At 65.4% G+C, this 8981-nt stretch carries 7 protein-coding genes and 1 pseudogene; 5 read left to right on the top strand and 3 right to left on the bottom strand.

What is annotated here, in order from left to right; all coding sequences use genetic code 11:
• Positions 1 to 587: 587 nt before the first annotated feature.
• Both WKW79_RS36305 and WKW79_RS36300 read right to left on the bottom strand, forming a co-directional pair.
• Positions 588 to 740 carry a hypothetical protein gene (locus WKW79_RS36305; RefSeq protein ID WP_340340075.1) on the bottom strand — a complete coding sequence of 51 codons (153 nt, stop codon included), beginning with the start codon at positions 738 to 740 and terminating at the stop codon, positions 588 to 590.
• 36 nt (positions 741 to 776) lie between these two features.
• Positions 777 to 2411 (bottom strand): AMP-binding protein, encoded by a 1635-nt coding sequence (locus tag WKW79_RS36300; RefSeq protein WP_340340074.1) that lies wholly within the window; start codon positions 2409 to 2411, stop codon positions 777 to 779.
• Between the two features lie 706 nt (positions 2412 to 3117).
• Between WKW79_RS36300 and WKW79_RS36295 the strand changes: the two genes are divergently transcribed.
• The 5 genes from WKW79_RS36295 to WKW79_RS36275 all read left to right on the top strand — a co-directional run bounded on the left by WKW79_RS36295 (position 3118) and on the right by WKW79_RS36275 (position 8544).
• Entirely contained in the window at positions 3118 to 4098 is a 981-nt protein-coding gene (locus WKW79_RS36295) for a quinone oxidoreductase family protein (RefSeq protein ID WP_340340073.1), read from the top strand.
• 103 nt (positions 4099 to 4201) lie between these two features.
• Positions 4202 to 5050: a TauD/TfdA dioxygenase family protein gene (locus tag WKW79_RS36290; RefSeq protein WP_340340077.1), complete on the top strand. Its 849-nt coding sequence runs from the start codon at positions 4202 to 4204 to the stop codon at positions 5048 to 5050.
• A 39-nt stretch (positions 5051 to 5089) separates the two neighbouring features.
• Complete coding sequence (locus WKW79_RS36285; RefSeq protein ID WP_340340072.1) at positions 5090 to 6148, top strand: beta-keto acid cleavage family enzyme; 1059 nt, start codon at positions 5090 to 5092, stop codon at positions 6146 to 6148.
• Between the two features lie 44 nt (positions 6149 to 6192).
• A complete protein-coding gene (locus WKW79_RS36280; RefSeq protein ID WP_422824038.1) occupies positions 6193 to 7506 on the top strand; it encodes an MFS transporter in 1314 nt (437 codons plus the stop codon).
• A gap of 27 nt (positions 7507 to 7533) precedes the next feature.
• Positions 7534 to 8544 (top strand): YeiH family protein, encoded by a 1011-nt coding sequence (locus tag WKW79_RS36275; protein WP_340340071.1) that lies wholly within the window; start codon positions 7534 to 7536, stop codon positions 8542 to 8544.
• Positions 8545 to 8666: 122 nt separating this feature from the next.
• Here WKW79_RS36275 and WKW79_RS36270 read toward each other — a convergent pair.
• Positions 8667 to 8981, bottom strand: a pseudogene (locus WKW79_RS36270) (porin); the annotation flags it as partial.

Genomic DNA, 8981 nt, shown 5'->3' with positions numbered 1-8981 from the left:
GCTGGCTATTCGAGTCGAGCAACAGCTGCGCAATATGCAGAAGAACCGGCGACTCGTGCGATCGTTCTTCCAGATGCCATCTGTCGCCTATATTACGGACTGCTGAGTAAATGCGACGCAGCAATTCGATCGCTTGGGCAAGGCTCGGGACCCTCGCTCTCAGCGAGGTGCATGCTTATTGCCAAGAGGGAGCCTTGGACGTTGAAGCTGTGGACTCGCATCTTGAATCCGAGTACCGGCCTGCTGGCCGCATGATGTGTCTTTGCTGAAGGGTGCAGGTCGTCGTCGGCGGGCGCGTGCCTGGCTCTGACGGGGGTCATGGCGAGGCTGTGCCGTAGTTGTCGAGATCTTTTCGTCGGTCTGCACGCGCATTGCGGATCCTCTGTCGCGATCTGGGCAGCTGGCTCTGGCTCCCCCAGCGTGGAGGCCAAGACGCATCGAAGTGCTGAACCAACCCGTTGGGCGCCCTACTTCTTGTTTCGCGTTGCGCGCTCTCGGTAAGAAGTGCGCTGCGCAGGAGCGGCGTGACTTTGATTCAGCGCAAATTGGAGCGAGTTCTAGGTGGCCAGATGGCAGCATGCGGCAACTCAGACGGATTGAAGTGACACAGCCGCGCGGATCTGCACCAGCACGTCCTTGGCACTGGCCGGGGTCGGCGTGCCGGGGCCATAGATGCCCTTGACGCCGGCCTCGTACAGGAACTCGTAGTCCTGCTGCGGGATTACTCCGCCGACGAGCACGATGCGTTGGCCATATTCATCTGCCCTGTCGCATGCTCAGGCGACGTCGCGCAATTCGCGACGCAGGATCTTGCCCACGGTGGATTTGGGCAGCGCTTCGACGAAAGACACATGCCGCGGCACCTTGTATCCGGTGAGCAGCCCACGGCAATGGTCGACCACATCCTGCTGCGCCAGCGTCGCACCCGCCTGGGCCACGACGAAGAGCCGAAGCGCCTCGCCGGTCTTCTCGTCGGGCACGCCGATGCAGGCGCACTCGGCGACGCCAGGGCATGCCGTTGCCACGGCTTCGATCTCGTTCGGATAGACGTTGAAGCCCGAGACGATGATCATGTCCTTGATGCGGTCCACGATCTTGAGGAACCCGCGCTCGTCGAAGACACCGACGTCGCCGGTGCGGAAGTAGCCGTCGGGCGTGAAGGCCGTGGCGCTCGATTCCGGGCGCTGCCAGTAGCCGCTCATGACCTGGGGCCCGCTGGCGCAGATTTCGCCGGACTGGCCCAGCGCGACCTCGTTGCCCGCCTCATCGATCAACTTGATGTCCGTGGACGGCAGTGGCAGCCCGGTCGTGCCGGAGAACTCGCTGATGAAGGGCGGGTTGATGGACAGGATCGGGCTGGTTTCCGACAGGCCGTAACCCTCCAGGATCAGGCGCCCCGTCACTTCCTTCCAACGCGCGGACGTGGCCGGGATCACCGCCGCTCCGCCGCCGATCGACAGGCGCAGGCTGGAGAAATCGACCTCCTTGAGTCGCGGATGCGCGGCCAGGCCCGAATACAGGGTGTTCACGCCGGTGAAGACCGTGAGGCGCGACTGTTTGAAGACGTCGATGAGTCCGTCGATGTTGCGCGGATTGGCCACCAGCCAGTTCTCGGCACCGACCGAGAAGTAGCTGATGAGATTCACCATCAGCGCGAAGATGTGATACAGCGGCAAGGCCGTCACCACCACCTCTTCGCCGGGCCGGATGCTGTCGGCCATGAGGGCCTTGAACTGCTCGGTGTTGGCCACCAGGTTGCGATGCGAAAGGCAAGCCCCCTTCGACACGCCCGTGGTGCCGCCGGTGTACTGCAGGAACAGCAGGTCGTCTCCGGTGATCAACGGCGCGCTGTAGTCCGTAGGCTGGCCCTCCTCCAGGATGTCCGACAGCGGCAGCACGCTCGGCAGGCGCGCGTCGCGGGCGGGACCGACAAGGCATGTGGCCAGGCCATCGCCCGGGCTGACGGTGATGATGTGATCGAGGTTCGTTTCGCCGATCACTTCGGCGAGGGTCGCGGTGGACCCGTCGTACACCACGATGGTCCTGACGCCGGCATCGTTGAGTTGATGGGCCAGTTCCCGGGCGGTATAGAGCGGGTTCACGTTGACCTGCACCGCGCCAAGGCGGGCGATACCAAGGAAGACGATCGGGAAGGCGGCCAGGTTGGGCATCATGACCGCGACACGGTCGCCCTTGCCGACCTTCAGTTCACGCTGCAGGAAGGCGGCGAAGCGTGCCGAGAGCCGGTCGACGTCATGAAAGCTCAGGCTCTGGCCGAACGAGCGAAAGGCGGTCTTGTCGGCGTACCGGGCCATGGCCTGCTCGAGCAGCGCCACGATCGAACCGTGGGCATCGGCATTGATTTGCGGGGGCACGTTGCCGTACGAATGGAGCCAGGGTCTCTGCGTCATGTTTCTTGTTCCGAATGTTCGTGCTGGGGGTGTCCGCAAGAGGGCTCCTGCGGTGGCGGCGCATCGATGACGGCGCCGGAAGTGATGCTCTCGCAGGCGTCCCCGGCCCGCATGCCAAATGACGACACCCATTTAGCATTTGGTGCCAGCGTTGAGATCCATGGCATCGGCAGGCCAGCGTGTCACGCCGTCGCATCCCCGTTTGCCATGACAAGCGGGACATGGCGTCAAATGAGATGTGCCTTCGCAATCCGATTTGTAGCTTCGAGCGAGCCCGCCTCAACTCCAGGATCAAACCGCGCAGGGCATTGACCGCTCTCACAGCCGGTGCGCGCCTCTGTGCCGGTCTACAACCGGTGGAGTTCGAACTACCGCGCGACCAACAATCTGGCGCGCGCTAGGAGGCGATCACGTGTCGTGCGTTGGCGCTCGGGGCGGTGGGCAAGGCGGTCAGTCATGCGGGCAGACGAAGCTGCATTTGGCGATGCTGCGCGGCGTTGCACTTTCGCCAATTTCAGACCGCCGACTGCCGATGCCCAAGGGCCGGGCGCAAGTCAAGGCACTCGCGGTGCAGTTCAATGTCTCAACTGTCGAATTCAGGCCCGGCGTGAATAGCGAAATGCGTGTCGCGACTTGCGAAGCGCCGGATGGGGCCGATCCCTACAGTTGATGCATCCCTTCCAAACCGATCCAGAAGACATCCCCCATGGCAAAAGCAGTGCGTCAGTACGAGGCCGGCGGGCCCGAAGTCCTTCGCTACGAGGACGTCGAAGTCGGCAATCCCGGCCCGGGCCAGGTCCGCCTGCGCCATGTGGCGGTGGGCCTCAACTATGCCGACACCTACTTCCGCAACGGCACCTATGCCGTGCCCATGCCGAGCGGGATGGGCGTGGAGGCGGCCGGCGTTGTCGTGGCGATCGGCGAAGGCGTGACCAACGTGGCCGTCGGCGACCGCGTCACCTACACCGGCTTCATCAACACGCTGGGCGCCTACAGCACCGAGCGCCTGATCCCCGCCGCCCCGCTGATCCGCCTGCCGGAAGGCATCTCCTACGAGACCGCCGCCGCCATGACGATGCGCGGCCTGACCAGCGCCTACCTGATGCGCCGCATCTATCCCTTCAAGCAGGGCGACACCCTGCTGCTGCATGCGGCAGCAGGCGGCGTGGGCCTGATCGTCTCGCAGTGGGCGAAGCTGCTGGGCATCACCGTCATTGGCACGGTCTCCACGCCCGAGAAGGCCGAGATCGCCCTCGCGCACGGCTGCACCCACACGATCAACTACAGCCACGAGGACGTCGCAAAGCGCGTGCGCGAACTCACCGACGGCGTCGGCGTGAACGTGGTGTTCGACAGCGTCGGCAAGAGCACCTACATGGGCTCGCTGGATTCGCTGAAGCGTCGCGGCCTGCTGGTCAACGTGGGCGCGGCCAGCGGTCCCATCCCCCCGCTGGAGCCGCAACTGTTAGCCATCAAGGGATCGCTCTTCATGACGCGCCCGGCCCTGGCCGACTACATCGCGGACCCGGCCGAGAAGGCGGAACTGGCCGCGGAAGTCTTCGGCCATGTCGCCGAGGGCCGCATCAAGATCGAAATCAACCAGCACTACGCCCTGTGCGACGCCGTGCAGGCGCACCGCGACCTGGAGTCGCGCAAGACCACCGGCTCGTCGATCTTCGTGATCTGACGCACCACACAACACAAGGAGACAAGACATGAACGCAACCATCCAGGCCGATACGGCCCCCGCCGCCCCCGCCATCATCTCGGCCGCCGCCCTCAAGACCTCCATCAAGGTCGAGCAGCTCACCTGCACCATCGGTGCAGAACTGTCCAACGTCGACCTCGGCGCCGATTCCCGCGATCCCGAGACGGTCGCCGAGATCCGCGGCCTGCTGCTCAAGCACCGCGTGCTCTTCTTCCGCGACCAGGACATCACGCGCGCCGAACACGTGGCCTTCGCCCGCCATTTCGGCGACCTGGAGGACCACCCGGTGGCCGGCAGCGACCCGGACCACCCCGGCCTGGTGCGCATCTACAAGTCCCCCGAGACGCCCAACGACCGCTACGAGAACGCCTTCCACACCGACGCCACCTGGCGCGAGAAGCCGCCGTTCGGCTGCGTGCTGCGCTGCGTGGAATGCCCGCCGGTCGGCGGCGACACCATCTGGGTCAACATGGTCGAGGCCTACAACCGCCTGCCGGAAGACGTCAAGCAGAAGATCGCGAGCCTGCGCGCCCGCCACAGCATCGAGGCCAGCTTCGGCGCCGCCATGCCGATCGAGAAGCGCCTGGCACTCCACGCCCAGTTCCCCGATGCCGAGCACCCCGTGGTGCGCACCCATCCGGAAACCAACGAGAAGGTTCTTTTCGTCAACGCCTTCACGACACACTTCACCAACTTCCACACGCCGGAGCACGTGCGCTTCGGCCAGGACTACACCTCGGCCGGCCGCGACTTGCTGGGCTACCTGATCGAGCAGGCGGCCGTTCCCGAGTACCAGGTGCGCTTCCGCTGGAAGAAGAACAGCATGGCCATGTGGGACAACCGCAGCACGCAGCACTACGCGGTCATGGACTACCCGCCCTGCCACCGAAAGATGGAACGCGCCGGCATTGTTGGCGAAGCGACGTTCTGAACCCGGCCCACCTATCAACTATTTCCAAGAGGTCTTCAAATGAACTTTCTCGACGGCTCGCTCTACCCAGAAAACCAGCAACCCCTGATCATCACGGCCGCCCCTTACGCGCCGTCGTGGGTGCCCTCCGACTTCCCCGAGGACATCCCCGTCACGATCGAGCAGCAGATCCAGAAGGCGGTCGACTGCTACAACGCCGGCGCCACCGTGCTGCACCTGCACGTGCGTGAACTCGACGGCAAGGGCAGCAAGCGCCTGTCGAAGTTCAACGAGCTGATCGCCGGCGTGCGCAACGCGGTCCCGGAAATGATCATTCAGGTCGGCGGCTCCATCAGCTTCGCCCCGGAAACCGAAGGCGCCGCGGCCAAGTGGCTGTCCGACGACACGCGCCACATGCTGGCCGAGCTGGACCCCAAGCCGGACCAGGTCACCGTGACCATCAACACCTCGCAGATGAACGTGGTGGAGCACTGGGAGTACGAGGACTACAAGGGCACCTCGATGGAAGACCCGGCGGTCTTCAACGCCTACAAGGAAATGACCGTGCCGGCGCAGCCGGGCTGGGCCGAGGAGCACATCCGCCGCCTCAACGACGCGGGCATCCAGAGCGCGTTCCAGTGCTACAACATCAACAGCTTCGAGTCGGTCGAGCGCCTGATGCGCCGCGGCGTCTACAAGGGCCCGCTGGTCATGAACTGGGTCGCCATCAGCGGCGGCATGGACCAGCCCAACATCTACAACCTCGCCAACTTCGTGCGCGCCACGCCGGACGGCGCGGTGCTGACGGTGGAAAGCTCGATGCGCAACGTGCTGCCGGTCAACATGATGGGCATCGCCATGGGCCTGCACGTGCGCTGCGGCATCGAGGACAACCTCTGGAACCAGGCCCGCACGCAGAAGATGAGCACGGTCGAGCAGGTCGAGCAACTGGTGCGCATCTCGCGCGAGTTCGGCCGTCCGGTCGCCACCGCGCAGCAGGCCCGCGAGATCAGCAAGATCGGCGTGTTCTACGACACCGTCGAGGAATCGCTGCTGGCCAACGGCTTCGCACCCAACCGCAACGGCGCCCATCAAGGCTTCCTGCGCAAGGCGGCCTGAGCCACGCGCCTGTCCCACACCTACAACAACAGAGACAAAACCCCATGAGCATGACACTCGACATGGGCGCCAGGCCCGGGCCGCAGGACGACTACCTGATCGGCAAGCGCCAGGCCTGGTTCGCCTTCGCCATGACCTTCGCGCTGATGCTGTTCGACTACATCGACCGGCAGGTGATCGTCTCGCTCTTCCCGCACATCAAGAGCGAGTGGAACCTCAGCGACAAGCAGCTCGGCGCGCTGGTGTCGATCATCTCCATCGTGGTGGCGGTCGGCGGCATCCCGGTGGCGCTGCTGGCCGACCGGATGAGCCGTGTGAAAAGCATCGTGGTGATGGCGGGCGTCTGGAGCATGGCGACCGTCTCGTGCATGTTCACGACCAACTTCGCCCAGCTGTTCACGGCACGCGCGGTGGTGGGTGCGGGTGAGACCGGCTACGGCTCGGTGGGTGCCGCGCTGATCGCGACGCTGTTCCCGATGCGCCTTCGCAGCATGCTGCTCGGCGCCTTCTTCGCGGCGGCGTCTCTGGGTTCGGTGCTGGGCGTGGTGCTGGGCGGCATCATCGCGGCCAAGTGGGGATGGAAGGCCGCCTTCGGCGTGGTCGGCGTCCCGGGCCTGGTGCTGGCGCTGCTCTACCTGTTCGTGCGTGACTACAAGACTGTGGACCTCACGCCAAAGCTGGACAAGGTCACCGGGTCGCTGGGCGGCACGCTCAAGCACATCTTCGTCACCCTGGCGCGCACCCGCACGCTGCTGTTCGTCTGCATCGGCGCGGCCATGCAACTGGTGGTGGTCTCGGCCGTCTGGTCCTGGCTGCCCAGCTACCTCAACCGCTTCCTTGGCATGACGCCGGAAGTCGCGGCCACGCAGTCGGCGCTCGTCGTGCTGGTCGGCGCCCTGGGCTGCATCGTCTGGGGCTTCGTGGTGGACCGGCTGACGCTGCGCCAACCGCGCAACAAGCTGCTGGCGCTCTCCGTGCTCTGCGTCATCACGATGTGCATCTTCCTGGTGGCCTTCGCCGGCACCGCGCCCGGCCCGGCGCAGTTCAAGCTGGTGCTGCTGGGCGGCTTCTTCATGACCTGCACCGTGGGCGTGGTCTCGGGTGTGGTCATCGAAGTGATCCATCCCGGCGTGCGCTCCACCGGTTCGGCCGTGCTCTCGCTGTTCCAGAACCTGTTCGGCCTGGCCGTCGGCCCCTTCCTGGTGGGTGTGCTGTCGGACCAGTGGGGACTGCAACACGCCATGGCCGTGGTGCCCTGCTTCAGCCTGCTCGCTGCCTTCGCCTTCGTTCACTCGGCACGCAGCTACGACGCCGACGTCGACCGGGTTTCCAACGTGAAGCTCGCCGTCGCGACCTGAAGCCTTCCTCCATCCAGGACAACTCCGATGACCACCCTCTCCCTCACCGTGCTGCGCGCACGTGTGCATCCACTCGTGCCCGGCTTCCTGATCAGCGTCGTCGTGGCGGCCGCCGCCACCTTCCTGGCCGGCCACTACCACGCGCCCGTCATGCTGTTCGCGTTGCTGCTCGGCATGGCCGTGAACTTCCTGGCCGTGGAAGGCACCTGCAAGCCCGGCATCGAATTCACCTCGCGCGAGGTGCTGCGCGTCGGCGTCGCGCTGCTCGGCATGCGCATCACCTTCTCGCAGATCGCGGCGCTGGGATGGCATCCGGTCGTGATGGTGGTGGCCTCGGTCGTCATCACCATCGTGGTGGCGATGATTGCCGCGCGCGCCATGGGCTTCCAGACGCTGTTCGGCCTGCTCACCGGCGGTGCCACCGCGATCTGCGGCGCCTCGGCCGCGATGGCACTGGCGGCGGCCTTGCCGGCGCATCCGGGCAAGGAGCGCGCCACGCTGTTCACCGTGATCGGCGTGTCTGCCCTGTCGACGCTGGCCATGATCGTCTATCCGGTCGTGGTCAGGCTGCTGGGCTTCGATGCCACGCATGCGGGCATGTTCCTGGGCGGCACGATCCATGACGTGGCCCAGGTGGTGGGCGCGGGCTACGGCATGTCGCCGGAGACCGGCGACGCCGCCACGGTGGTCAAGCTGATGCGCGTGGCCATGTTGCTGCCGGTGATCGTCTGCGCGGTCATGCTGAGCCGCGGCCAGGCTGGCGCGCAAGGCGGCAAGCGGCCGCCCATCCTGCCCTGGTTCGCGGTGGGCTTCGTCCTGCTGGCGGCGCTCAACAGCACGGGGTGGATTCCCAAGTCGGTCCAGACCTTCGCCAACGACCTCTCGGGCTGGTGCCTGGTCATCGCGATCAGCGCGCTGGGCATGAAGACCCAGCTCAAGGAACTGGCCAGCGTCGGCATCAAGCCGATCGTGCTGATGGTCGGCGAGACCGTGTTCCTCGCAGCGCTCGTCGCAGCGATGTTGCACTGGGGCATGTGAGAAGCAAGGGGCTGCCCGACGTGCAACTCGGGTCGTCGGGCGCGACGAGGAATGGTTCGCGAACTTTTTGGGAACGCGCAACAAGCCTCGTTGGAACTGGACCGACGCATCCCGGCCTCAGTTCAGAACGCGTGGCGGATGCCGAAGTCGTAGCCCATCGCGTTCTTGGCCTCGTAGCCCTGTCCGGTGGTCAGGAAGGTATTGGTGAAGCCCGGCGTGCCGGTCACGAAGGTGCTGTTGGCGTTGAAGTTGGCACCGTTCTTGTTCTTGATCAAGGCCGCGGTGGCGTACAGCGCGGTGCGCCGGGACAGGTTGTAGACACCGCCGAGGGCGAACTTGTCGGCCTTCGGGTCCGGCGGAATCAACGCAGCAGCGACCGTGGGTGCCGAGGTGTAGTTCAGCTTGACGCGCGACCAGGCCATGCGGATCAGGGCCGG

This window comes from Variovorax robiniae (assembly GCF_037889955.1).
GTDB lineage: Bacteria > Pseudomonadota > Gammaproteobacteria > Burkholderiales > Burkholderiaceae_C > Variovorax > Variovorax robiniae.
The sequence above is the reverse complement of the archived record's forward strand: the minus strand, read 5'-3'. Positions and strand labels throughout refer to the sequence as shown.